Source organism: Azospirillum sp. OGB3, from assembly GCF_014192915.1.
GTDB lineage: Bacteria > Pseudomonadota > Alphaproteobacteria > Azospirillales > Azospirillaceae > Azospirillum.
The window spans coordinates 403,904-429,236 of the sequence record NZ_JACHYN010000004.1; the positions used below are offsets into that span (position 1 = coordinate 403,904).

Below are 25,333 nucleotides of genomic sequence, written 5' to 3' on the forward strand. Positions count from 1 at the left end.
CCCCGTCCGGACAGGGCCGCCCGCCTCCTTGCGGTCCAACCTACGAGGATGGTGCCAATCAACCTGCCCTTGTGGGTAGGGGGCCCGTAAAAACGCTCATCGCCAGGCACAAGGAGAACAGGAGGCTGTTGGGGGACCGATGTGTCCCAACGCAAGATTGTAGATCGGGAGGTCGGAATGCCCATGTTGAGAACCGCGGCCCTTGCCGCCGTGTCCATCCTCACGCTCGCCGCCTGTTCGAGCGAGCCGGGCCTCGTGCCACCGATGGGCAGTTCCGGCGCTTCCGCGTCCCAGATGGGAAGCAGCGGGTCGGGCGCCTCCTCGACGCTGACGGTGGCGGACCAGTCCTTCCTGACCCAGGCAGCCTATGGCGGCTTCGGCGAGGTGGCGATGGGCACGCTGGCCCAGCGGCAGGCGTCAAGCGCCACCGTGCGCGACCTCGGCCGGCGCATCGCCGCCGACCACACTCAGGCCAACCAGGAACTTGCGCGGCTTGCCCAGGCCAAGGGCGTCACACCGCCCACCGCCCCGGACCCCGGCCGGCAGGCGGTCGCCGACGCGTTGGCCTCGCTTCAGGGCACCGCGTTCGACCGGCAGTATCTGCAACAGCAGATCGCCGAGCACGAGGTATCGATCGCCTTGTTCAACACGCAGGCCCAGGGCGGCACCGACCCGGACGTCCGGGCCTTTGCCGCCAAATGGTTGCCCGGCCTGCAAATGCACGCGCGCGAGCTGCGCGCGCTCGGCAACCCGCTGGCGCAACTGCCGTAGCGGCGGGTTTCTGCGGTCAAGCCCGCGGAAGCGGCTGCGGGCTTGACCCGATCCGCCTCAGGCGACCGCCGGAAGAGGGTGCAGACCCGCGGTGAGGCGTTGGACGTCCGCCGCGAAGCGATCGGCGATGTCCGGCGTCAGCTCGAACCGGACATGCAGATCCTGCTCCTTGCCCCCCAGAACCGCGAAGGGGATGGAGACGGCGCAGCCGGGAATGGTCAGCACGCCACGGCTGCCCAGTTGCGTCCGGTCCAGGCCGCGGATGGTGGCACCGCCTTCCGACAGGTTGGTGAGCTGCCCCGTCAGTGATCCCACCGCTCCGGCGATGGTGCAGGGCAGGTTGACCTCGAACCGCGGCGCGCGGCGGCGGTCGACCTCCGGCGTGGCGGTGCGGACGGCGCGGACCAGCATCTGGCGCAGATGGTCGATGCTTCCCGCCACGTCGGACGCGACCCGGCGCACCTCGTCGGCGCGGCTGCCGGTCACCGCCGCCTCCTCCGACACATGGGCGATGCGGGACGACACCTCCTGCGCGGCGGCGGCGGTCTGGCCGACGTTGCGCGAAATCTCGCTGGTCGCGGCACCCTGCTCGTCCATGGCGCTGGCGATGCTGCTGGCGACCCCGTCGATCTCGGTGATGGTCCGCCCGATGTCCTGCACCGCGTCGACGGCCCCGGCGGTCATGCTCTGCAGGTCGGTGATCTGGCGGGAAATCTCCTCGGCCGACTTGGAGGTCTGGGTGGCGAGATTCTTCACCTCCTGGGCCACCACGGCGAAGCCCTTGCCGGCTTCCCCGGCGCGGGCCGCCTCGATGGTCGCGTTCAGCGCCAGCAGGTTGGTCTGGCTGGCGATGTCCTGGATGAAGGTGGCGACCTCCCCGATGTGGCCGATGGCCTCGGACAGGGAGAGCACCACGTCCTCGGTCTTGCGGCCGCTTTCCACGGCGCGGCGGGAAATCTGGCTGGCGAAGGTGACTTGCCCGGTGATCTCCGCAATGGAGGCGGTGAGCTGGTCGGTGGCCGCCGCCACGGCCTGGGCGTTGCCCAGCGCCTGTTCCGCCGCGGCCGCCACGCTCTGCGAATTGGCGGAGACGGTCTCGGCCGAACTGGCCATCGCCTGGGCGTTGCTGTCCATCGAGACGGAGCGTTCGGCGACGCGGTCCACGGCGGTGCGGGTTTCCTGCTCCACCGTGCGGGCCATGGATTCCAGGGCGGCGATCTTGGCGGCCTCGGCCTCGCGACGCTCGCGCTCCTGCGCCTCGCGCAGGCGCTGGTTGTCGATGCCCTTCTGCCGGAAGATTTCGACGGTCTTGGCCATGGCGCCGATCTCGTCCTGGCGGTCCAGGCCGGGCACCGTCACGTCGTAATGCTCGTCGGCGAGTTGGAACATGGTGCCGCGAATCTGGTCCAGCGTGCGGAACTGGCGCCGGACCACCAGCAGCATCACCAGGGCCATGCCGACGGTAATGACCGCCGCCACCTGGACGATGTTGGGGACCACCTCCTCCAGCACGCCCAAGGCGACGCTCTTCTTCAGGCCGACGAACAGGACGCCGATGACCTCGCCGTTGCGGTCGATGATCGGGTCGTAGGCGGTGAAATAGGCGTCGCCAAGGATATCGGCCTCGCCGCGGAAGGGCTCCTTCGCGTCGATGACGGTGCTGTAGACCGGGCCGCGGGCCAGCTTGGTCCCGACCGCCCGGCTGCCGTCCGGGTTGTGGATGTTGGTCGCCACGCGGATGTCGTCGCGGAAGATGGTGGCCACGCCGCCGGTCACGCTGCGGACGGTGTCGACGATGTCGTTCGCGCCCTCCAGCTTGACATCGTCGATGTAGAGCGCCCCGTCCTTCAGCCGGTATTCGGACCCCTTCTGGTCGAGCAGCATCCGGAAGTTGGTGATGGCCTGCTCCCGCCGCTCCGCCGCGTCCTTGCCGATGCTGGCGGTGACCTTGACGATCGTCGCGTAGGTCAGCGCCCCGGACAGGGCAACCAGGCCGAGCGTGCACAGAATGGTCAGCTTGGTCGCAAGGCTGAATGTCCGGAAAGGATTCATCGGCCGAAAACTCCTTGAAAAACCATCGAATTGCCCCGGAGGCACCGGGAGGGCGGGGCATTGGTAACCTTTGCCGCGCATTTGTAACAAATAGTTTTATCAACCTCGGGACGCACCGGAACCATGCAATGTGAAGGTGTTGTTGCGGCACCGGATGCCCATTTTGGCAAAGCGATTGTATTATCAGGCTTATTCACTGCGACCCCTTTTGGCAGTGCACAAACTAAACCATCTGTTAATCATGAGATGGGACAGCATGTCGCATGCGAATTCCTTTTCGCGATACCTTTGGTTTGGCGGAAATGCTATCGATTGGTGCTCGTTCATTACAGAATATAAACATTCCCAATGCCGGACTCCCTGCGCGCCCTGGACGTCACCAAGACCGCCTACTTCGATTTGGGACCGGAGGCGGTCGGCAGCCTGCGGCAGGCATCGCCGATCATCGCCAGGGCCCTTCCGGGGATTCTGGACCGCTTCTACGCCCGCATGTTGTCGCAGCCCGAGCTGGCCGCCCTGTTCACCAGCCCGGCGCAGGTCGAAGGGGCCAAGCGCGCCCAGATCGCCCACTGGACCCGGCTGTTCGAGGGCCGGTTCGACGACAGCTACAAGGAATCGGTGCGCGCGGTCGGCATCGCCCATCATCGCATCGGGCTGAGCCCGAGCTGGTATGTTGGCGGCTACGCCTTCATCCTGGGCGAGATCATGGCCGCGCTGGCGCAGAGCATGGGCGGAACGCTGCTGACCGGCGGCCGTCTCGGCTCCATCGTGACCATGCAGCGCGCCGTGGTGTCGGCGGTGCTGATGGACCTGGACGCCGCCCTGTCCGTCTACTGGGACCGCCTGATCGACGAGCGGCTCCAGGCGGTGGACGCGATGGTCGATTCCATCGACCACGAGGCCAACGACGTGGTGGACAGCGTCGCCAGCTACACCGCCGACCTGCGCCGCACGGTGGGTGACCTGGACAGTGTCTGCGCGGCGGTGAAGGACAGCATCGCCGGCACCTCCGCCGACACGGCGGAGGCGCTGGACGCGGCCCAGACCGTCGCCGCCGGTGCGGAGCAGCTCCAGGCCGCGGTCGGCAAGATATCGGTGCAGGTCAGCGGCGCGTCCCGGATCGCCGACGAGGCTGTGGAGAAGAGCGGCGAGGCCCGCCAGATCATGGCGCAGCTCAGCACCGCGGCGCAGGAGATCGGCGGAATCCTGAACATCATCCGCGCCATCGCCGGGCAGACCAACCTGCTGGCGCTGAACGCGACCATCGAGGCGGCGCGCGCCGGGGAAGCCGGCAAGGGCTTCGCCGTGGTGGCGACGGAGGTGAAGAACCTCGCCGGGCAGTCGGCCAAGGCGGCGGACGAGATCGCCGCCAAGGTCGGCGCCATCCAGGCGGTGGCGGAGCAGGCCATCACCGGCATGGACGGGGTGGCCACCACCATCACCACCATGCAGGAGATCAATTCGTCGATCGCCGCGGCGGTGGAGGAGCAGTCCTCCGCCTCGCGCGCGATCGCTCGCAACATCGGCGAGGTCGCCGGCATCTTCCGCGGCATCGCCAGCCGGATGACCGAGGTCGGCGGCGAGACCGAGCGCGCCACCACCGTGGCCTACACGGTCGGCGAGAGCGCCAACCGCATGCAGGAGGCGCTGGACACCCTGCCGTCCCTGCTGGCGCGGGCCATTCGCACCTCCTCCGATCTGGCGAACCGGCGCCACACGCGCCGCCGCCCGGTGCTGCTCGACGGCAGCGTGGACCAGACGCCGGCGCTGGTCCGCGACATCTCCGAATGCGGCTGCTACGCCGAGACGAAGGGTGCGGCGCCCACCGGGGGGCAGGTCACCGTGTCGCTTCCCGGCTACAAGCTGTCCCTGCGCGGATCGGTGGTGGCACGGCACGACAACCGCCTGCACATCCGCTTCGACGAGCGCAAGATCGGCCGCGAGGAGGTGGACCGCATGAGCCGCGACGGGGTAGGCGAACTGGTCCGGCTGGCCAAGCAGGACCATCTCGCCTTCGTCGAGAAGATCATGGAGGCGGTGGGCGGCCAGCGCACGCTTCTGCCGGCGGATCTGTCCACCCATCACTCCTGCCGGCTTGGCCGCTGGTACGACAGCGTGAACGACCCCCGGACGATGCGCCTGTCCACCTACAAGGGCATGGCCACCCCGCACCGGACCGTCCACGAGGCGGGCCGCGAGACTCTGCTCGCCCTCCAGGCCGGCAACCGCATGGAGGCCGAGCGCTACGCCGCCGAGATGAAGCGGGCGTCGGCGGAAGTGGTCCGTCTGCTCGACGAGATGGAGCGCGATTTCACCCGGACACTCGCCGAGGCCGCCGACTAGCCGATCCCTTGGACAGGGCGGTCCCGCCGGTCATCAGCGCCCGGCGGTGTCCGGTGGGGCTTCCGGCGCGCTGTTTTCCGGCGGCGACTCGTCCAGGGTGGACAGGCGGGCGGCGAGTCCGTCCGGCTCCTTGCCGGCGGTCTCATTAGGGGCCGCGGTCCCGGACGCCGTGCCCGTTTTGGCGTCGTCCCCGGTGTTCAGGATGACCGGCAGACCGTCCCGTCCGCCGATGATGATGGTCTTGGCGTTCGACGAGGTGGCGAAGGCCCGCGTCGCCTCGATGCCGCGCAGGCGCAGATACTCCGGCGTGATGTTGCGGGCGACGATATCCTGGAAATCGCGCACGCCCTCCGCCTCGATCCGCTTGCGGTCGCGTTCCTTGGCCTCGCGGGCGATGCGGAAGTCGTATTCCTCCATGATCTGCTGCTGCTCGATCTTGCGGTCGATGGCCTGGCGGACCAGCGGCGGGAAACTGACCCCGGCCACCAGCACATCCTCCACCCGGATCATCACGGAGGCATAATCGTCGGCGATCGCGCCGGGGGGCAGCTTCAGCGCCTGGAGATCGGTCGGCGGCGCCGGGAACTGGTGGCGTGCCTCGGTCAGCAGGAAGCCTTGGATGTCCGCCCGGTTGATCGAGTAGAAATTCTCCGGATTGTGCTTCGACACGAATTCGTAGACGAGGCTGGCGATCTCCGGATGCACCAGCTTTTCCGCGTAATCGTCCCCGGCCAACTTGTGAAGCAAGCCCGCGGCGGGCGGGTTGACGCGGTAGCGCAGAGCCACGGTCACCGTCATCGACATGCCGTTGGCCGCCACCGCCTCGTAGGTGCGGGTGTCGGTGCGCAGGCGCACGTCGTACATCGTCACCCGGTCCCACGGGAAGATCAGGTGGGTGCCCTCGCTGTAGACCCGGTCGGTGACCGTGCCGCCGAAGAAGCGCAACCACAGCACGCCGACATGGCCGGAGGGCACCTCGACGAAGACGGCGGGGGCGATGGCGAGGAAACCGAGGATGAGGGTGAGCGTCACCGCATAAATCGACACGCTGCGCCGCTTCAGCCAAAGGCCGGCGCGCTGCGGCAACGGCGCGCGGGCGACGCCCTCGCCGGCGGACGGGTCCAGGGTGGTCATCGCGGTCTCGTCGTCAGCATCTTCTCGCGTTCCCGCGTGCTGGGTCGCCCCACCGCCTGGATCACGAAATTCACCGGCGGAGTCAGGAAGAGGGCCAGCAGGAAATGGCCGATGAAGCCGATCGTGGTGTTGCGGCCCATGACGGCGCACACCAGACAGGCGAGAAGATAGAGCATGACGAGAACGAGGGGCATGCGCGTCCGGCTTTGGAATGGGAGCAGGGCGGAGGGGTGACGGCGGCCGGAGGGGGCGGGGATGCGCGGAAGCGTCCCCGCCCGTCCTCCCGGTCCGCGGCGGCGTCCGGGTGCGGCGGTCAGGCCGCGGCCGGGGCCGCCTCTGGCGTCGCACCCTTGCGGCGGCGGGCCTCCTCGAACTTCTCGCGGAAATAGGTCTTCACCTTTTCCGGCTGGAAGGTCAGGAAGGTGCCGCCCGAGGCGAAGTGCTGCTGGAAGACCTTGCCCAGCGCGTAGGTGAAGGCGCTGTTGAAGGCCGGCTGGGTGGCCAGCCGCGTCACCGTGCCGATCACCGGCACCGAGCGCAGAGCCATGTTGAACGCCATGGAGCCGAGCAGGCTGCCGCCCAGGGCGGTCGGGGCGACCGTGGCGAACAGCGTGCCGACCGCGGAGCGGCCGATGTCGCCGCGGAAGTCGACGCCGTGCAGTTCCGACAACTCCTTGAGCAGGCGGAACTGGACGACGGCGAGCGCCGCGGTGTCCACGAAGTTCAGCGGGATGACGCCCGCCGCGGCGGACAGCAGCACATGCTTGCGGATGATCTCCGCCGCCTGCGCCTCGGTGGCGACCGGAGCGGCCGGGGTGGCGTCATGGGCGGCTTCGGACGCGCTGGTGCTGTTGGGGGCGGTTTCGGGGGCGGGCGTCACGGCCTCCGGAGCCGGGGTGGGGGCCGGTGCGGCCGTTTCCGGCTTCGCCTTGCCGCCCGGGGTTTCCTTCTCACTGACCATGCTGTGGTGCTCCAAAAAGGGACGTTGTCGAGAGAAAATCACCAATGAACGCCGCGCACCGGATGGCCCGCGGCGACAGTCGGCCCCGAAGGGACGGCCCGCTCCGAAAACGCCGCCGGGGTTGCCGGCGGCACCGTCATATGGGCTAACGAATACGGTTGTTGTCGTCAAAGGATTTGCCATCAAAAAGACTGCCAACGATCAATGGGTGTTTCGCAAATTCGTCTCAATCAGAGATTGGACAATCCTGGCGCGCTGCCTGTGCAGGAAAAAATGGCCGCCGGCAAGCGTGCGCAATGTGAAGCCCGCCCCGGCCAGCCGTTCCCACCCGGCGACCTCCTCCACCGTGGCCTCGGTGTCCTCCGCCCCGGCGAAGGCCAGAATCGGCACGGGAAGCGGCGGTGGATCAGGTTCGAGGAAGGCGTCGGACATGGCGAAGTCGGCCCGCAGCATGGGAAGCATCAGCTCCATCAGGTCGTCGCAAGCCAGCACCTCGGGCGGCGTGCCGCCCAGCGTGGCAAGGCGGGCGCGGAAGGCCGCGTCGTCCAGGCCGTGGACGGGTGGACGCCGCGACGGGAGGTGCGGCGCCCGGCGCCCCGACACGACAAGCAGGGCGGGCGAGCGACCCCGCGCCACCAGTGCGTGGGCCGTGGCGTAGGCCAGCGCCGCGCCCAGCGAATGGCCGAACAGGAGCAGCGGTCGGCCCCTCAGCGGCTCCAGCGCGGCCAGGAGGGCCGGCAGGGCGTCCTCGACCCGATGCAGCGGCGGCTCGCCGATGCGGCTCTCCCGCCCAGGCAGGCGCACCGCCAGCAGTTCGGTGTCCGGCCCGACGTCCAACGCCCAGTCGCGGAAGACGGCGGCGCCGGCCCCGGCGTAAGGGAAGCAGACCAGGGTACGGCGCGGCGCCGACACCGGCCGGACGCCGTGCAGCCAGGGGGACAGGGACAGGGCCATCACGCCGTCTCCAGCGCGAACAGGTGATGGTGGCCGTGCCCTTTCTCGATGCGGCCCTCGTTCATGTGGTAGACGCGGTCGGCGAGGCCGAACCAGCGCTCGTCGTGGGTCACGCAGATGACGATCTTGCCCAACGCCTTCAGTTCGGGCAGCAGCTCCTCGTAGAAGACGCGGCGGAAATGCGGGTCCTGGTCGGCGGCCCATTCGTCCAGCACGATGACCGGCTTGTCCTCCAACTGCGCGACCACCAGGGCGAGCCGCTTGCGCTGGCCGGTGGACAGGGCGACGGTGCTGAAGCCGCCGTCCGCGACCGCCACCTTGTCCTGCATCTCCAGCCGCTCCAGCAGGGCGTGGATGCGCGCCGGGTCCGGGTTGGTGACGCCGTAGAGGCGGCGCGACAGGTGGTAGTCGGAGAAGATGGCCGAGATCGTATCGCGGTGGCTCTGCATCCGCTCCGCCGGCACCGGCTCCCCGTCGGCGAGGAGTTGACCGCCGCTCAACGGCATCAGCCCGGTCAGCAGGCGCAGCATGGTGGATTTGCCGGAGCCGTTGCCGCCGGTGACGAAGGTGATTTCGCCCGCCCGGAATTCCGCCGACAGCGGCCCGACCGCGAAGACCGGCGCGCCCTCGCCGTCGTGATAGGCGAAGCTGGCATCCTTCAGCGCGACGCTGCTTGGCGGGCCGGGCAGGCAATCGGCCCCCTCGTCCGGGACGCCGCCGGCGGCGGCGCGCAGCCGCTCCTCCATCGCCTCGATGTTGGACAGGGCCATCTCGGTCTGGGCGACCAGCGGTGTGACGAAGGAGACGGTGCTGACCGGCCCGACGATGAACAGCGCCGCTGTGGTTGCCGCCACCACCACCGCGTGATAGCCGGTGGTGAACAGCGGCACGACGAAGACCATCATGCCGATCAGCGTGTAGAACATCGCCTCGACCAGCGCGAAGTTGCGGCCCCACTGCTCCTTCATGTCCACATTCACCGCCCGCGCCCGGGACGAGGCGTCGGCGAGGTCGCGGATCAGCCCGTCGCCGCGGCGGCGGTTCATCCGCACCTCCTTGAAGCCGCGCAGCAGGTCGGTCAGCCCGTCGAAGACGCGCGATTCCGCCGCCGCCGCCTCCACCATGCTGCGGCGCAGGCGCTGCACCCGCGCGACCTTCACCGCCACGGCGATCCCGGCGAAGGCGAAGGCCATCACGCAGGCCAGCGGCGACAGCCAGGCCAGATAGACCGCCAGGAAGACCAGCATCACCGCCTGCTGCCCGCCGATCGCCAGAAGCGGCAGGGTCTGGGCCAGCGTCTGGGTGTCCTGGGTCAGCACGCCGTGCAGCGACGCCCGCCCGATGCGGTCCACGGTCACCAAGTCGGCGCGGCGCACCAGATCGAACAGGCGCAGGCGGATCTTGTGGATCAGCCGTTCGGCGTCCTGGGACGCGGTGACCAGCGCGTAATTGTGGGTCACCCCGAACAGCGTCACCGTGACCGCGTACATCACCAGAAGCCGCGGGCTGACGATGCCCTTGGCGGCGTCCTTGGCGGCGGCGTCGACCAGCCACAGCAGCGCCGCGGTCGCGATCGCCGACAGGACGTTCATCAGGGCGAGCGTGCGCAGATTCTCCGGAAGCTCGCGCAGGACGATGGCGGCCAGCCTCATGCCACGCCCTCCGTCCTATGGGCGAGTTCGGTCAGGCGGCCTTCCTCCATGTGCAGGCGGCGGTCGGCGACGTCGAAGTAATGGTCGTCGTGGGTCACCGCCACGATGGTCAGGCCGCGCCGCTTCAATTCCGGCACGACCTCCCGGTAGAACTTGAAGCGGAAATGCGGGTCCTGGTCGGCGGCCCATTCGTCGAGGATCAGGATCGGCGCCTTCTCCAGGATCGCGGCGACGAGGCCCAGCCGCTTGCGCTGCCCGGCGGACAGGTCGCGCCGCCCGAAGCGGTCGCCTTCCAGCGCGGTGACCCGCTCCATCTCCATCCAGCGCATCAACTCGGCGGCCTCCACAGGGTTGAGGGCGTCCTGGCCGTAGAGCCGGGCGAACAGATGGAAGTCAGCGAAGACGGTCGCCATCAGCTCGCGGTAGGCGGCGATGCGCTGCGGCCCGACCGTCACGCCGTCCACCGTGATTCGCCCGCGCAGAGGGTGGTAGAGGCCGGTCAGCAGCTTGATGAAGGTCGATTTGCCCGACCCGTTGCCGCCGGTGATGAAGATCACCTCACCGCGCCGGATGGTCAGGTCGAAGGGGCCGACCGCGAAGGGCGGCTCGCCCGGCGGGGCGGGGAAAGCGAACTCCACCCCTTCCATCCGCAATTCGGTGAAGTTGACCGGCACCGGCAGGGCGGGGCCGTCGCTTCCGGCCTCGGCCAGTTCCGAAAGCTGGCCTTCCAGGGCCATCATTCGCCCGGCGGCGGCCTCTGCGGCGCTCATCACCGCCAGAGACTGCATCAGCCCGAAGACCGGGGCCGACATGAAGAAGATGGCGGCGGTGATCTTCACCAGTTCCGCCGAAATGGCGCTGGAGTAGGACGGCACGACGAAGACGACCACGCCCAGCATCAGGTTGAAGGCGCATTCGCCGAACACGAACTGCTGCCAGGTGTGCAGATGAACCACGCCGCGGGCCGTGGTGGTGCGGTCGGACACGGTGCCGAAGGCGGCGTTCAGGTCGTGGCTGCGGGCGCTGTTCAACCGCTGTTCCTTGAAGCCGTCGAACAGGTCCGACACGCCTTCGAACAGGGCGGCCTCCTCCGCCATCATGGCGCGCTGGCGCTCCTCCAGCGCGCGCCCCAGCCGGATGTAGAACCATGCCCCGGCACCCAGAAGCCCGCCGATCAGCAGGAAGGCGACCGGCGAGATGGTGGCGATGTAGAGCAGGATCGTCCCGGTCAGCAGGACCGAGCGCACCGTCAGCGCCAGGAACTGCGAGTTCTGCGAGATGAGCTGGCTGCTCTGCGTCACGCTTTCGAACAGCGGGGTCTGGCCGAAGCGTTCCAGTTTCCACAGGTCGGCGCGGCGGATCTGGTCGAGCAGCCGCATGCGCAGGCTGTCCACCACCTCCTCCGCGTCCGCCGACAGGTGGGCGACCATGCGGCCTTCCAGGAGCATGTAGAGGAGGACGCTGACGACGAAGGCGGCGGCCAGCGGCACGTTGACGAAGTCGGCCTTCTCCGCGGCGATCTCCTCCGCCCCGCGGTTGACCAGGGCGAGCACCAGAGTGGAGAAAAGGGCCGACCCCAGCGCGTAGAGAACCAGCCGGCGCAGCGGCGCCGGTCCCAGCCGTCCCAGCAGGCGGAGGAGGTTCATCGCGCGTGATCCTGCGGGCCGATATCCTGCGGAGCGCCGTCGTCGATGCGGATGCGCAGGGCGTGGCGCTCCGGGTCGGCGAAGGCGCCGCGGCCATGGAGCGCCTCGTGGTTGTTCATCGCCAGCAGGCTGTCGGACTCCATGAAGGTCTCCAGCCGCCGCGCCGGGTTGTCCAGCTCCGCCTGGAGGATGGCGAGCGCGCGGCGGACCTCCGGCGTGTCGTGCTCCGGACAGGCGGCCAGTCCGCGGCGCAGCGTGTCGGTGCGGAAACGGATGAGCGGCCGGTCGCCGAAGACGGTGGCGAAGGTCACTTCCACCGCGTCCCGCGATCCGGTGCGGGTGAAGGTGGCGGGGATGCGGAAGGGCAGCGCCGTCCGCGACAGCAGGTCCAGCGCCCAGCGCCCCTCGTCGCTGCCGGCCAGGGCCTCGCGGACGCAGCGGGCGTCGCGCAGGCTGGACCGCCCGCCGCCACAGGCCGCCGCCCGGGCGAAATAGAGCAGCATGTAGCGTTCGGGGGTCGGGAAATACTGGGTGTCGGTGTGGAAGTCGGCCTCGTCGGCGTGCTCGGAGAAGGTGGAGGCGCTGCCGCTGCGGACCAGTTCGGGGCGGAGCTTGATATCCCACACCACCTTGCGGTCGATCCGGTCGGTCGCGGTCGGCGCGCCCATGCAGACCGCCAGCGCGTAGAGCAGGCGCCGCCGGGTGTCGAGATCATGGCGGCGGAGATGGGCGTGGCGGATCAGCACGCCGCTGTGGCTGCTTTCCAACCGGTCGCGGATCGCCGTCGCCAGCGCGGACAGGCCGGGCGCGGCCTCCGCCAGTTCGCCGCGCAAGCCCGTCTCCCGCCCGTCCGGGACGAGGGCGGCGGCGTCGCTCCCCGCCGAGTGGCGGGCGGCCAGGACGGTCAGCACGCGCGCCGTCTCGGTGTCGGGCAGCGGCTCGACGGTGAACTCCCCGGTGCGGAAGCCAAGGTCGTGGACATGGGTCAGCATGGTGGCTCCGGAGGCGTTCATCGGGTGAAGAGGTCCGCGGCGGCGCGCAGCATGTCGGCCTGCCCGGCGCGGGGAACCGGCGGCCAGGCGAAGCCCATGCGGCCGAGCAGCCCCTGCGTGCGTTCGGAGGTCAGCTCCTGCCGCCGCCCGCGCGCCTGGGGGGAGCGCCCGCTGTAGAGGCCGAAACCCTCCAGCGTCTGGGCCAGGGCGCCGTCCATTTCCGGTTCCGCGATGGCGCGTTCTAGCCGGTCGAGCAAAGCGTCGAAGCCGACCGCCCGCACGGCACCCGCCATGCCCGCCGCCGAGGTGACGAAGTCGGCCAGCGTGTCGCGGCGGTGGTTCTCCACATGGTGCGTCTCGTTGGCGAGGCCGGCGGCATTGGCCAGCAGCGCCACCGCGCGGGCCACAAGATCGACATGGCACAGCCAGACGTGCGAATCGTCGGGCACCACCCCCAGCCGCACGAAGGCGGCCAGTTGCCGGAAGAAGGCGTTGTCCCTCAGGTTCAACTGCAAGGGCCCGCCCTCCGCCGCGAAGACGACGTTGCCGACGCGGTGGATGCTGGCGTTGCGCAGATCGCCGCGCGCCGCCGTGACCAGCCGTTCCGCCTCCTGCTTGCTGCGGACGTAGTAGTTTTCGTCGAGCGTCTCCGGCACCGCATCGTACTCGGTGACCAGTTTGAAGCCGTCCTCCGGCGCCTTGCCGGTGACCGACAGGGTGGAGATCAGGTGGAAGTCCGCCGGGTCGCCGCTCCGTGCTGCGGCGAGGTCGAGGAGCCGGCGCGTCGCCTCCACATTGTCGGCGTGGAACTCCGCGTAATGGCCGAAATGGTTGACGTTGGCCGCGCAGTGGAAGACCGCCCGCACCCCCTCCGCCAGCGCGCCGCGCACCGTGGGGGCGAGACCGAGCCCGTCGCGGCGCAGGTCGCCAGCCCGCACGGTCAGGCGTGGATCGGCGATCAGCGCGGCGCCGCCCGCCGCCCCGAAATAGCCGGCCAGCACGCGGCCCAGCCGGGCGCGGGCGGCGCCGTCGTCGCCCCCGCGCACCAGGGCGGTCACCTTCCGCGCCGGATCGGACAGAAGCTCCCGCAGCAGATAGGCGCCGAGATAGCCGGTGGCGCCGGTCAGCAGCGCCTCGCCATAGTCGCGCCGCTCCGTCCCGTCGAAGGCGGCGTAGGCGGCGTTGCGCGCCTCGTAGGCTTGCTGCTGCTCGGCCAGCGCCCGGTCGCGGGCGGCGTCGAAGGCGGGCAGGGTCGCCTGATAGTCCCGCCAATGGGAGCGGACGGCGGCGATGACGCGGTGCAGATGGTCCGGCTGGGGCCGCAGGCGCAGCGCGAAATCCGCCAGCACCGGCGCCTCGTAGAGGTCGTTGATCTTGCAGGCAAATTCGCGGCGCAGGCGGTTGACCACGGCGATCGCCCGCAGGCTGTCGCCGCCCAGCTCGAAGAAGCCGGCCTCCCGCCCCGGAACGGGCCGTTGAAGCTGCTCCGCCCACAGCTCCGCCACCCGCTGCTCCACCGCGTTGCGCGGCGGGGTGTAGGCGCCGGAGGCCGTGCCTTCGGAGGGCGCGTGGTCGGCCAACGCTTGCAGCAGAGCCTTGCGGTCCACCTTGCCGGCCACCGTCACCGGGATCGCCGGCACCCGGATCACCGCCGCCGGCACCATGTAGGTGGGCAGCGCCGCCGCCGCATGAGCGGCCCAGGCGGCCTGCGTCGGCTCCGCGGCATCGGGCGCGAGGCTGACGAAGGCCCACAGCGTCTGGGTACCGCCCGGCGGCGTGTCCACCAGGGCCACCGCCTGCTGGACGCCGGGGTAGGATTCCAGCCGGTGCTCGACCTCGCCCAGCTCCACGCGCTGGCCGCGCAGCTTCACCTGGCTGTCCGACCGCCCGAGGACCAGAAGCTCACCGTTGGGCAGCCAGCGGCCGAGGTCGCCGGTGCGGTAGCGGCGGCCCTTCGCCGTCTCGACGAAGGCGGCGGCGGTCAGGTCGGGCCGGTTCAGATAGCCGATGGCCAGCCCCATGCCGCTCAGCCAGACATGGCCGATGGCGCCGGGGGGCACCGGCTCGCCGTCCTCGTCCAGGATGTGGATGGCGGTGTTGGGCAGCGGACGCCCGGCGCTCATCCACGGCGAGTCCGGGGACAGGATGCCGACGCTGGCCGCGGCGGTGTTCTCGGTCGGGCCGTAGCCGTTGATGTAGCGCAGCCGGGCCGCGTAGTGCAGGGCGTCGGCGGCGTTGGGCGGCTCGCCCACCGTCATCAGGATGCGCAGGGTCGGCAGTTCCGCCTGCTCGAACAGCCGCAGGTAGGAGGGCGGCAGGGTGGCGGAGGTGACGCCCAGCCGCTCCATCTTGGCGCGCAGCCCGGCGGTGTCGTCCATCTCGGCGCGGCGGATCGGCACGAGGGCGCCGCCCGTCGCCCAGGTCATCACGGAATCGGAGATCCAGGCGTCGAAGGAGGGGGAGGAGCTGAGGAGCGTCCGTTCGTCCGGCTGAACCCCCATCATCCGCGCCATCGACAGGCCGAGGTTCAGCAGCCCGCCATGATGCAGCACCACCCCCTTCGGCACCCCGGTGGACCCCGAGGTGTGGATGATGTAGGCCGGATCGCCGGGACCGCTGCGTTCCCCGGCCTCCGGCTCATGGGCATGGGCGGCGCGGAAGTCCCCGGTCAGGGCTTCCGGGCGGAGGACGGCGTATCCGGCCTGCGCCAGCGTGTCGGGCAGGGGGTGGCCATCCAGCGCCACGACGATGCGGATGGCCGCGTCGTGGGCGATGAAGGCCAGCCGGTCCGCCGGCAGGTCGCGGGTCAGCGGCAGATAGGCGGCCCCGGCCTTCCAGATCGCCAGTACCGCTTCGGGCAGGGCGGGCGAGCGCTCCGTCAGGACTCCGACCGCATCGCCGCTCCGCAGCCCTTGCGCCAGCAGTGCGTGGGCCAGCGCGTTGGCGCGGACGTTCATCGCGGCGTAGCTGACCGCGCCGTCATCGGTGATGAGGGCGGGGCGATCCGGCTGCGAGCGCGCCAGCGCGGCGAACCGGTGGTGGAAGCAGGGAACCGGATGCGGCATCGCCGGACCATGCTCCCACGCCGCGAGCAGCGTTTCCTCCTCCGGCAGCAGGGCCGGCAGCAGAGCGGGCAGCGGGGCGTCTGGTGTACGCTGTTGATCGGCCAGCCGCCGCGCCCAGCCGGCCAGGGCCGCCGTCCAGGCCTGGGCGGTTTCTCGCTCGTAGAGGGCGGCGTTGGCGTAAAGCTGGAGGACCAAACCACCATCCGCCTGCCCCTCATGGACCAGCACGAGGTCCTGGGCGGGGGCGCTGTGGCGCAGCTCGTACTGGATGCCATTTCCATCGAAGGTGTCGATAGCCGCGAAGCGAAGCCCGTCGCCGCTCGGGGCGGCCATCGCCGGATTTTCCGTCACCGCCAGATCGAACAGCGGGTAGCGGGCCGGGTGATGCGCCTGCGGTTGGCTGCGGCGGAACTCCTGGTGGATGCGGGCGAAGGGATGGCGACCATGGCGCAGCGCTTCCGCCAGACGGCTTTGCGTGGCCTTGACCGCCTGTTCCAGCGGTTCGCTCCGGTCCACGCTGAAGGGCACCGGCAGCATGTTGATGAAGTAGCCGACGACGCTCGCCTCCTCCGCCGTTTCGCGGGTGGACGCGGCGGTGCCCATCAGGAACGCCGTCCGGCTGGTGCGGCGCCGCACCTCGCGCGCCATCAGGGTCATCATGAGCGCGTGCAGGCTGGCGCCGTTGCGCCGGGCGAGGGCGCGCAACGCCTCCGCCACGTCGGGGGCGAGGCGGACGCGGTGGCAATGGCTTCCCTTGGCCGACTCCGCGTTGCGCGCCGGCGGACGGGGTTTGTCGTGCGGCCATTCCTCGAAGGCGGCGGGGTCGATTCCGGCGAGCAGGCGCCGCCAATGCTCCGCGTCCGTCCGGGCGGCCTCGCCGGCCATATAGGACTCTTCCCGCGCGGCGGAGCGGCCGAAGCCGGGGGCGCGGCCGGGCAGCGGCATCCCGCGCAGCAATGCTGCGAGGTCGTTCGCCAGCAGGCCAAGCGACAAGCCGTCGCCGATGGAATGGTGCAGGGCCAGCCAGAACAGGGCGCCGCTGCCGTCCGCCACCCGCACCAGCCCGGCCCGCCACAGCGGCGGGGCGGCCATGGCAAAGGGTTCCGTCTGGCGCGCCCGGATGAGGTCCAGCGCGGCGGCGCGGTCGGGGGTCGTGCTAATCTCAAGACCGGAGGTCGTGGCGTGGACGATCCGGCGCAGCGCGCCACTCCCGTCCTCCTGGAAGCTGGTGCGCAAAGCCTCGTGCCGCTCGCCCAGGGCGGCCCAGGCGTCCCGCCAGCGGTCATCGGCCGGGGGGGCGCCCTCCACCACCAATGTCAGGGGGATGTTGAAGCCACGGACGTCCAGCCCGGCCTGCTCGGCCACCCAGAACTCCCGCTGGCCTTCGGTCGCGCGGTCGGAGTCGGCGTCCGGCAGGGTGTCCGCCGGAACGGCGGTGGCGAGGCGGGCGGCGAAGCCGCGCAGGGTCGGTTCGGTGAACAGGTCGCGGGCGGAAACCGGGCGCCCCAACTCCGTCTCCAGCGCGTGGGCGACGGCGATGGCGAGCAGGCTGTGGCCGCCGAGGGCGAAGAAATTGTCGTCGCGCCAGACCGGGCCGCGGCCCAGCCGCTCCGCCCAGACGCGGGCGACGGCCTCCTCAAGCCGGCCCTGCGGCGCCATCCGCTCACCCTGCGGGGCGTGGCCGGCGATCAGCCCTTGCAGGGCCGCGCGGTCCACCTTGCCCGATGCCGTCACGGGCACGCTCTCCACCGCGATCACCCCGGCCGGGATCATCACGGTAGGCAGTCGTTCGGCCAGCCAGCCGCGCCAGGACTCCTCGGCCGGGACCGGCTTGCCGGGGATGGGGCAGACGAAGGCCCACAGGCTCTGCGCGGCGCCGGCCTTGCCCTGCACCAGGGCCACGGCTTGCGCGATGTCGGGGTGGGCGCCCAGCGCCTGTTCGATCTCGCCGAGTTCGATGCGGATGCCGTTCAGCTTCACCTGATCATCGATGCGGCCCAGCACCTCCAGTTCGCCGTCGGCGCGCCAGCGCCCGAGGTCGCCGGAGCGGTAGAGCCGCCCGTGTCCCGTCCCGACGAAGGCCGCCGACTCCTGCTCCGGACGGTTCAGATAGCCGTTGGCGAGGTTGGCGCCGCCCAGCCAGATTTCCCCCACCGCCCCCGGCGGCACCGGGCGGCCCGCCGCGTCGCGGATATGGACCGACGTGTTGGGCAGCGGACGCCCGACGGGCAGGAAGCCCCGATCCTCCGTGCCCAGCAGCCCCATGGCGCTGGTGATGGTGTTCTCGGTTGGGCCGTAGGCGTTGTAGTAGCGCAGCCGTCCGGCGTAGGCCCGCACATCCGCCGCCAGCGGCGCCTCGCCCCCGGTCACCAGGATGCGCAGCGACGGCAGCTCCGCACCGTCGAACAGGCGCAGATAGGTCGGGGTGAGGTCGGCGACGGTCACCCGCTGCTCCTCCAGGAAGGACAGCAGGCGGGCCGGCGCGCTCAGCACGTCGTAGGGAACGGCGCAGAGCGCCGCCCCGGCGGCCAGAGGCACGCCGATGTCCGACAGCGACACGTCGAAGGAGGGCGAGGCGAACATCAGCGTCCGGTCCTCGGCGGTCAGGCCGAAGGTCTCGACGGTTCCCAGCACCATGTTCACATAGGCGCCGTGGCTGACCGGCGTGCCCTTGGGCCGGCCGGTGGAGCCGGAGGTGTAGAGGATGTAGGCGGTGTCCTCCGGTCCCGTCGAGGCCTGCGGCCGGTGGGCGTGGGCGGTGCGGAAATCGGCGGAGAGATCATCCGGGCGCAAAAGGGGCAGGGCGGACAGCGCCGGCGGTACCGCAACGCCGTCCAGCGCCAGCAGCAAGGCCGCTCCAGCGTCTCCGGCGATGAAGGCCAGCCGGTCCGCCGGCAGGTCAGCGGCCAGCGGCAGATACACCGCGCCCGCCTTCCACACGCCCAGCAGGGCGGCGGGCAGGTTGGGGGAGCGGCCGGTCAGGACGCCGACCACGGTGCCGCGTTCCGCCCCGTGCTCCCGTAAGGCGTGGGCGATGGCGTTGGCCTCCGCTTCCACCGCGCGGTAGGTCAGAACCCGTTCGGCGGCGATGACCGCCGCGCGCCCGCCCTGGCCGGTGCCGGGACGGTCGATCAGCCGCTCGACCAGCGCGTGGAAGGGCAGCGCCGGGCGCTCCGCCGCCGTGCCGTACTCCCACGCGGCTAGGGTGGCTTCCTCCTCCGGCAGCAGGGCGGGGGGCGTCGCCTCGGCGCGGGCGTCGTCGTCCCCCAGCCAGCGCGCCCAGCCGGCCAGAGCGTCGAACCAGCGCTCCGCCGTGTCCTTGGCGTAGAGTGCGGCGTTGACGTGCCATTGCAGCAGCAGCCCGCCGTCGGCCAGCCCTTCATGGATCAGCACCATGTCCTGGCCCGGCGAATGGCCGGTGCGTTCATAGGCCAGCCCTTCACCATCGGGACGGACGAAACGCAGCGCGCCGGCGGCGGGGCCGGCTTGCGGGTTTTCCGTCACCGCGATGTCGAACAGCGGGTAGCGCGCCGGGTCGCGGTGCTGCGGACGATCGGTCCAGAAGCCGTGGCAGATCCGCGCGAAGGGCAGGCGGGCGTGCTGGAGCGCTTCGGCCAGGGCCGCCTGGGTGGCGCGCAACTCCGCTCCGAAGGGGGCTCCGGCCGCGGACTGGAGGGCCAGCGGCAGCATGTTCACGCCGTAGCCGACGACGCGCGCGTCCTCGGCGGTTTCCCGGATGTCGCCGGTGGTGCCGATGGTGACGGCGCCGCGCCCGGTGCGCCGCCGCACCTCGCGCGCCAGCAGGGTCAGCAGGACGGCGTGCAGGCTGGCCTCGTATCGGCGGGCGACGGCCTTCAGCCCGGCCGCGGTGGCCGGGTCCAGCCGCAGCTCGAAGCGGTGGCTGCCGGGTGTGGCCCCGGCGGCGCGCGGGGTGTCGAGCGGCCAGTCCTCGAAGGACTCGGCGGGCAGGGTGGACAGCAGAGTCCGCCAATGGGCCTCGTCCGCGGCGCGGTCCGGGCCGTCCAGATAGTGCCGCTCGCGGCTGGCCAGGGTGGCGTAGCGGGCGGGAAGGGGCGGCAGGCCCTTCCCCGCCAGCAGCGCGGTCAGTTCCTCCAGCAGGACGCCGACGGAGCGCCCGTCGCCGATGGAGTGATGCAGCGCCATCCAGAACAGCGGCGCGCCGCCGTCCGCCAAGGTCACCAGCCCGGCCCGCCACAGCGGCGCGGCTGCCATGGCGAAGGGCTCCCCCTGACGGGCGCGGATGTGGGCGAGGGCGGTGGCGCGGTCGGCCTGCGTCGACGGCTCCAGCGCACCATCGACGGTCATGGCGACGCAGCGGCGCAAACGCCCTTCCGCATCTTCCGCGAAGGTCGTGCGCAGCGCCTCATGCCTTTCTGCGAGCGCCGTCCAGGCGTCCGACCAGCGGTCTGCGTCCGGCAACTCGCCCGCCACGGCGCGGATCACCGGGATGATGAAGGGCCGGGTGTCCAGCCCCGCCGCCTCGGCCACCCAGAACTCCCGCTCCCCTTCGGTGGCAAGGTCGGACTCGTCCGCCTCGGCCAGAGGCGCTTGCGCGTCGCGCAATTCCGCCACCTTGCGGGCGAAGCCGGCCAGGGTCGGTGCGGCGAACAGCGCGCGCGCCGGAACGGCCACGCCCAGCTCCTGCGACAGCCGGTGGGCGATGGTCACCGCCAGCAGGCTGTTGCCGCCGAGCGCGAAGAAGTTGTCGTTGCGCGCGACCTTCTCCCCCAGCAGATCGCTCCACAGGGCGGCGACGCGGTGTTCCAGTCCGTCTCGCGGCGCCTGCCGCTCCACCGTGGCGGCGTGGCCATCGGAGTGGGCAAGGCGGAGCAGGGCGCCGCGGTCGATCTTGCCCGCCGGTGTCAGCGGGACACTCTCCACCGCCGTCACGCTGGCCGGTACCATGAAGGTGGGCAGGCGGTCGGCGAGGAAGGCGCGCCACCCCCCCTCGTCGGGCAGGGCGGCGCCGTCCTTGGCACGCACGAAGGCGCGCAGGGCCTTGGTGCCCTCCGCCGCGGCGTCCACCAAGACGATGGCCTGCGCGGCAGAGGGGTGGGCCAGCAGGTCCTGCTCGATCTCGGCAAGTTCGACGCGCTGGCCGTGCAACTTCACCTGATGATCGATGCGGCCACATAGGACCAGTTGCCCATCCGCCGTCCAGCGGCCCAGATCGCCGGTGCGATAGAAGCGGCCCTCCGCCGTCTCGACGAAGGCGCGCGCGGTCAGGTCGGCGTTGTTGAGGTAGCCGCGGGCCAGCCCCACCCCGCCCAGCCACACCTCCCCCGGCAGGCCCGGTGGAACCGGCGTGCCGTCCGGGCGGCGCAGCGTGACCCGGCTGTTGGGCATCGGGCGTCCGGCGGGGACCGGCCCGCCGCGCCCGCTGTCGGGCAGGATGCGGCCCATGGATACGAGGATGCTCGCCTCGGAGGGGCCGTAGGCGTTCCAGAAGGCCAGATCGGCTGCGTGGTGGCGGGCGTCGTCGGCGTTCGGCGCCTCTCCGCCGGTCAGCAGGATGCGCAGGCCGCGGAACGGCTTCTCTTGGCTGACCCGCAGGTAGGAGGGGGCGTGGAAGGCCACGGTGACGCCCAGCTCCGCGTAGACGTCCTTCAGCGCCCAGGGATCGTCCCGCAGGTCCGGCGGCACCGGCACCAGCGCCATCCCATGAAGCAGCGCCAGCCCGAGTTCCCACAGCGAGGCGTCGAATCCCGGAGTCGCCGCCAGCGCCATACGGTCGTCGGCGCGCAGCCCAACGGTTTCCCCGGTTCCCAGCGCGGCGTTGATGAAGCCGTTGTGACGGACCGCCACCCCCTTCGGATGCCCGGTGGTGCCGGAAGTGTAGATGATGTAGGCGAGGTCGTCCGGCGCCCCGGCCACGACGGTCGGTGCGGCGGAACCTTCGAGGTTTTCCGGGCGGATCAGCACCGGCACGGCCTCGGCCAGGGCGGACGGGACGGGCTGCCCGTCCAGCGCGATCAGCAGCCGGACGCCGGCGTCGCGGACCATGTAGGCCATGCGCTCCGGCGGCAGGTCGTGGGCCAGCGGCAGATAAGCCGCCCCGGCTTTCCAGACGCCGATCACCGCCGCGGGCAGGTCCTGGGAGCAGCCGGTCAGCACCGCCACGGCCTCCTGCCGTGACACGCAGCAGCGCAGCAGGGCGGCGGCGATGCGGTCGGCGTCCCGGTTCAGGTTGCCATAGGTCTGCACGCCGCCGCGGGTGACGACGGCAGGCTGGTCCGGCTGGCGAGCAGCGATCTCTTCGAACAGCTCATGGACGCGGCGTGGCGGGCGGGGACGCTCCTCGCCCTGTTCCCAACGCTCCAGAAGGGCCGCCTCCTCCGACAACAGGGCGGGCGGAGACGATTCCAGCCGCGCCGGGTCGGCGGCGAGCCAGCGCGCCCAGGCGGCGAAGCCGGCCAGCCAGGAGCGCGCGGTGGCCTCCGTGTGGACGTCCGGGTTCCACAGCAGGGCGAGTTCCAGCCCCTCGCCGTCGCCATCCGTTACCGGCTCGTGGCTGAAGGCGAGGTCGAGGCCGGCGGCGGGATGCGCGCGCGCGCCGGGCAGGCGGCGCGGGGCCAGCGACAGGCCGCTGGCCGGATCGCCGCTGCTGCGCGGCGGGTTGGCGGTCAGCGCCACCGCGAAGAGGTTGGGGCGGGCGGGCGGCAGCGCGTCGGGGTGGCGCTGGCGGAATTCACGCTGGATCAGGTTGGCGGGCAGGCCGGCGTGTCCGACCGCCTCGGTCAGCGCGTCCTGGGCGACGCGGACCTGCTCGGACAGCGCCGTCGGGGCGCCGGGCAGGGCAACCGGCACGAGATTGACGAAATGCCCGACCGCGTCCTCGGCCCCCGCCGGGCGCAGCGAGACGCCGGTGCCCAGGATCAGGTCGGCCCGCCCGCCGCGCCTCCGCGCCTCCGCCGCCAGGATCGCCAGCAGCAGCCCGTGCAGGCCGACGCCCTGCGCCGACGCGATGGCGGTGAGGGCCGTGGTGGTCGCGGCGTCCAGCCGCTCCGCCAGAGGTGGGGCGGAGCGGCCGCCGGGCGTGGTGGGACGGGGCTGGTCGAGCGGAAGCTCCTCGAACGCCTCGGGCGGCAGGGCGTCCAGCGTGGCTTGCCAGAAGGCGCGGTCCCGCTCCGCCCGGCTGGAGCGGAGATGGCGCGCCTCGTCCCACGCGGCCAGCGCGATGCCGTGCGGCGCCGGCGGCAGGGGGTGGCCCAGCAGCAGGGCCAGGACATCCTCCTGAACCGTGCGGGCGGACTGGCCGTCCACCACGGCATGATGCAGCACGAACCAGAACAGCGTCTCGTTGCCGGATTCGACGACCATCAGGCCGGCGCGGGCCAGCGGTGCCTCGGTCAGGGTGAAGGGCGTCTCGGCGTAGCCGGCGATCAGTTCCCGCGCCTCCTCCGGGACGTGGCAGCGGTCGACGGAGAAGCCGGCGGCGGGCGTCAGGTCGGCGGCGGGAACCGTGCGCCAACCCAACCGCCCGTCGGCGTCGGCGTGGAAGGCGGTGCGCAGGGCCGGGTGGCGCTCCAGCAGGGCGGCCCAGGCGGTGCGCCAGCGCTCCGCGTCCGGAACCGGGCCACGCACCGACAGGACGCGCACGACGTGCGATCCGGCGGCGGCGAGGCCGAGCTTGGCGGCGACCCAGAAATCCTCCTGCCCGGCGGTGGCGGGACCTTCGCTCAGGTCCGGCGGGGCGGTGTCCTCGCCCGTCTGGTCCGCGATGCGGCGGGCCAGGGCCTCCACCGTCTGGGAGGCCAGGATCACCGGCACCGCCACCGGATGGCCGAGCGCGTGGAGGCGCTGGCCGACCGCGATGGCGAGCAGGCTGGTGCCGCCGATGGCGAAGAACGGGACATCCCGCATCACCGGGCGGGTGTCCAGAACCTCCTCCCACACCGCGGCGATGGCCTGTTCCAGTTCGCCTCGCGGCGGCGTTCCGCCGGTGCGGCGCGCGGCGGTCAATGCCTCTTCGGCGAGCGCCAGCAGGGCGCGGCGGTCGGTCTTGCCGGCGGAGCTGATCGGCATCCGCGCCACCGCCTTCACCCGCGCCGGCACCATGTAGGCGGGCAGGCTGCGGCCGAGGAAGGCACGCCAGTCCTCCGCTTGCGCGGCCTCCGGATCGGCGCTCTCGACGATGGCGGCAAGGCGGCCCTGGTGCTGGAGGGCGGCGGCGCGGCTGACCAGCGGGTGGCGCAGAAGCGTCCGCTCAATCTCGCCCAGCGAAACCGACTGTCCGGACACCTTCACCATGTCGTCGGCCCGGCCCAGCGTCTCCAGGTCGCCGCTTTCGTTCCAACGCCCAAGATCGTGCGTGCGGTAGGCGCGCCCGAAGCGCGTCTCGACGAAATTCTCCGCCGACAGCTCGGGCTGGTTCAGGTAGCCGCGCGAGACGCCCCGCCCGACGACATGGATCTCGCCGACCTCGCCATCGGGAACCTCGTTGCCGTGGCGGTCCAGCAGATGGACGGCGTTGTTGGTGAAGGGCCGCCCGCTGGGCAGCGGGCCGTTGCCGTCCGGATTCACCTTGTGCATGCAGATGGTGCCGCAGACCTCGGTGGCGCCATGCATGTTCCAATAGTCGAGGTGGCGGGCATAATGCCGCGCGTCGTCGGGGTTGGGGCGCTCCCCAGCGGTCAGGATCATGCGCAGCCCCGCCGGAACCGCGCCGCGCAGAAGCCGCAGGTAGGACGGCGTGAACAGGGCGATGGTCACGCCCAGCCCGGCCATGTGGTCGAGCAACCGGGCTGGATCGTCGATCAGCGCGCGCGAGGCTGGGACATAAGCGGCCCCCGAGAGCAGCGGCAGGCACAACTCGCGGAAGCCCAGGATGAAGCCGGGGGAGGTGGAGAGCAGCACCCGGTCGCCCGGCCCGACGCCCTGCGCCTCGGTGTGGCCGAGCGCCAGATTCACGCAGGCGTCGTGCTGGATCAGCACGCCCTTCGGCTGGCCGGTGGAGCCGGAGGTGAAGAGGATGACCGCCAGCCCGTTGACCGGGCCGGGCCGGTTCGGGCGCTCCGCGGACTTGGCGAGGCTGTCCCCGTCCAGGGATTCGGGGCGCAGGACGGCTTGCGGCCGTTCCGCTTTGCCATTGGTGGACAGGGCATCGGCCAGCGCCTCCGGCGGGGCCAGCCCGTCGAGCGCGATCAGCAGCCGCATCCCCGCCTGCCGCGCCATGTTCGCCAACCGCTCCGGGGGCAGGTCGGCGACCATCGGCACATAGACGCCGCCCGCCTTCAGAATGCCGAGGAAGGCCTGCGGTAGACAGCCCGACCGCTCCGCCAGCACGCCGACCGGCTCCTCCCTGTCCAGCCCGAACGCCAGCAGCGCGTGGGCCAGCGCGTTGGCCGCCGCGTCCAGCCCGGCGCGGTCGAGGACGCCGCCCTCCGTCACCACCGCCGGGGCGGTGGGCTGCCGGTCCGCTAGGCGTTCGAATCCCTCGTGCAGACGAAGGTCGGGCCAGAGCCGGACCGGTCCGAAACCGCCGGATAGACGAAGGCGGTCGTTGGGGAGGTGCGGCGTGGTGTCGGGCATCGAAATCCCCACAATTCCTTCGGCGTTGCAATGATCCGACGGGAAAATTCGCGGCGAATTTTTACGGAAACGTCATATGCATCCCAAATAGGGATTATTCCGACAAAAATACGTCCAAAGAGGGGATTGTCAACGGATGATACAACTAAAAGAAATTTTGACGTTTGAGAAAGACGCATTTCGTTTATGGAACGAAATCGAATGCACCCGT

At 71.0% G+C, this 25,333-nt stretch carries 11 protein-coding genes; 2 read left to right on the top strand and 9 right to left on the bottom strand.

The features are described from left to right. Nucleotides 1-177: 177 nt before the first annotated feature. Nucleotides 178-771 (top strand): DUF4142 domain-containing protein, encoded by a 594-nt coding sequence (locus FHW79_RS12055; protein ID WP_183179127.1) that lies wholly within the window; start codon nucleotides 178-180, stop codon nucleotides 769-771. Nucleotides 772-828: 57 nt separating this feature from the next. Here FHW79_RS12055 and FHW79_RS12060 read toward each other — a convergent pair whose 3' ends face one another. Continuing rightward, complete coding sequence (locus tag FHW79_RS12060) at nucleotides 829-2,823, bottom strand: cache domain-containing protein (protein WP_183179128.1); 1,995 nt, start codon at nucleotides 2,821-2,823, stop codon at nucleotides 829-831. Nucleotides 2,824-3,171: 348 nt separating this feature from the next. Here FHW79_RS12060 and FHW79_RS12065 point away from each other — a divergent pair, with 348 nt between their 5' ends. After that, a complete protein-coding gene (locus FHW79_RS12065) occupies nucleotides 3,172-5,166 on the top strand; it encodes a protoglobin domain-containing protein (RefSeq protein WP_183179129.1) in 1,995 nt (664 codons plus the stop codon). 33 nt (nucleotides 5,167-5,199) lie between these two features. Here FHW79_RS12065 and FHW79_RS12070 read toward each other — a convergent pair whose 3' ends face one another. From FHW79_RS12070 to FHW79_RS12105, 8 genes are all read right to left on the bottom strand, one after another. Continuing rightward, nucleotides 5,200-6,300, bottom strand: a complete 1,101-nt coding sequence (locus FHW79_RS12070) for a prohibitin family protein (protein WP_183179130.1) — start codon at nucleotides 6,298-6,300, stop codon at nucleotides 5,200-5,202. Further along, nucleotides 6,297-6,494 (bottom strand): hypothetical protein, encoded by a 198-nt coding sequence (locus tag FHW79_RS12075; RefSeq protein WP_040136327.1) that lies wholly within the window; start codon nucleotides 6,492-6,494, stop codon nucleotides 6,297-6,299. The genes FHW79_RS12070 and FHW79_RS12075 overlap by 4 nt, the downstream gene beginning before the upstream one ends. A gap of 119 nt (nucleotides 6,495-6,613) precedes the next feature. Beyond that, nucleotides 6,614-7,261: a DUF697 domain-containing protein gene (locus tag FHW79_RS12080; RefSeq protein WP_183179131.1), complete on the bottom strand. Its 648-nt coding sequence runs from the start codon at nucleotides 7,259-7,261 to the stop codon at nucleotides 6,614-6,616. Between the two features lie 201 nt (nucleotides 7,262-7,462). Further along, nucleotides 7,463-8,215, bottom strand: a complete 753-nt coding sequence (locus tag FHW79_RS12085) for an alpha/beta fold hydrolase (protein ID WP_211108228.1) — start codon at nucleotides 8,213-8,215, stop codon at nucleotides 7,463-7,465. Further along, a complete protein-coding gene (locus FHW79_RS12090; protein WP_183179133.1) occupies nucleotides 8,215-9,867 on the bottom strand; it encodes a cyclic peptide export ABC transporter in 1,653 nt (550 codons plus the stop codon). Before FHW79_RS12090 ends, FHW79_RS12085 begins: the two co-directional genes overlap by 1 nt. Further along, nucleotides 9,864-11,513, bottom strand: a complete 1,650-nt coding sequence (locus FHW79_RS12095; RefSeq protein ID WP_183179134.1) for an ATP-binding cassette domain-containing protein — start codon at nucleotides 11,511-11,513, stop codon at nucleotides 9,864-9,866. Before FHW79_RS12095 ends, FHW79_RS12090 begins: the two co-directional genes overlap by 4 nt. Then, on the bottom strand, nucleotides 11,510-12,526 hold the full coding sequence (locus FHW79_RS12100) for a TauD/TfdA family dioxygenase (protein ID WP_183179135.1): 1,017 nt from the start codon (nucleotides 12,524-12,526) through the stop codon (nucleotides 11,510-11,512). Before FHW79_RS12100 ends, FHW79_RS12095 begins: the two co-directional genes overlap by 4 nt. Continuing rightward, entirely contained in the window at nucleotides 12,523-25,122 is a 12,600-nt protein-coding gene (locus FHW79_RS12105; RefSeq protein ID WP_183179136.1) for a non-ribosomal peptide synthetase, read from the bottom strand. Before FHW79_RS12105 ends, FHW79_RS12100 begins: the two co-directional genes overlap by 4 nt. Between the last annotated feature and the right edge of the window lie 211 nt (nucleotides 25,123-25,333).

Coding starts and splice junctions, on each gene's coding strand:
- FHW79_RS12055 (WP_183179127.1), top strand. CDS start 178: ATGCCCATGTTGAGAACCGCGGCCCTTGCCGCCGTGTCCATCCTCACG.
- FHW79_RS12060 (WP_183179128.1), bottom strand. CDS start 2,823: ATGAATCCTTTCCGGACATTCAGCCTTGCGACCAAGCTGACCATTCTG.
- FHW79_RS12065 (WP_183179129.1), top strand. CDS start 3,172: ATGCCGGACTCCCTGCGCGCCCTGGACGTCACCAAGACCGCCTACTTC.
- FHW79_RS12070 (WP_183179130.1), bottom strand. CDS start 6,300: ATGACCACCCTGGACCCGTCCGCCGGCGAGGGCGTCGCCCGCGCGCCG.
- FHW79_RS12075 (WP_040136327.1), bottom strand. CDS start 6,494: ATGCCCCTCGTTCTCGTCATGCTCTATCTTCTCGCCTGTCTGGTGTGC.
- FHW79_RS12080 (WP_183179131.1), bottom strand. CDS start 7,261: ATGGTCAGTGAGAAGGAAACCCCGGGCGGCAAGGCGAAGCCGGAAACG.
- FHW79_RS12085 (WP_211108228.1), bottom strand. CDS start 8,215: ATGGCCCTGTCCCTGTCCCCCTGGCTGCACGGCGTCCGGCCGGTGTCG.
- FHW79_RS12090 (WP_183179133.1), bottom strand. CDS start 9,867: ATGAGGCTGGCCGCCATCGTCCTGCGCGAGCTTCCGGAGAATCTGCGC.
- FHW79_RS12095 (WP_183179134.1), bottom strand. CDS start 11,513: ATGAACCTCCTCCGCCTGCTGGGACGGCTGGGACCGGCGCCGCTGCGC.
- FHW79_RS12100 (WP_183179135.1), bottom strand. CDS start 12,526: ATGAACGCCTCCGGAGCCACCATGCTGACCCATGTCCACGACCTTGGC.
- FHW79_RS12105 (WP_183179136.1), bottom strand. CDS start 25,122: ATGCCCGACACCACGCCGCACCTCCCCAACGACCGCCTTCGTCTATCC.